Origin of the sequence: Arthrospira sp. PCC 8006 (genome assembly GCF_046480465.1) — a bacterium.
In the GTDB taxonomy this organism is placed as follows: Bacteria; Cyanobacteriota; Cyanobacteriia; order Cyanobacteriales; family Microcoleaceae; genus Limnospira; species Limnospira platensis.
On the sequence record NZ_PKGG01000574.1, the window covers coordinates 1 to 417 of the forward strand.

Annotated in this window: 1 protein-coding gene; it reads left to right on the forward strand. The window is 44.4% G+C overall.

The window, feature by feature from the left end; genetic code table 11:
- Positions 1-125 precede the first annotated feature (125 nt).
- The coding region (locus B9T16_RS29440; RefSeq protein WP_410246473.1) for an SAM-dependent methyltransferase at positions 126-417 on the forward strand (292 nt) is incomplete at its 3' end.

Genomic DNA, 417 nt, shown 5'->3' on the forward strand with positions numbered 1-417 from the left:
AGATTAGGGGAAATTGGGGAGCCAATCCCCTATTCCGGGGATTATTCCACTACCATATAAATCATTAGGTGGGGGAAAATTTCTATGATATAATGGGAAGTTGTGGGCGGAAATTTTGGTTCTATATGGTATCTGTAACCCTGGTCGATCGCATTAGTCAACGAATTGGCAACCATCCCCAAAATCGGATTACTTTTGCGGAGTATATGGAGATGGTACTGTATGACCCACAAAGCGGCTACTATAACCATAACTCTCCCCAAATTGGCGCACAGGGGGACTTTTTCACTTCTCCTCACCTCGGTTCAGATTTTGGCGAGTTACTAGCTGAACAGTTAGTAGAAATGTGGGAAGTTTTGGGAAAACCCGAACCATTTACCCTAGTGGAAATGGGAGCAGGTCAAGGCATTTTAGCTG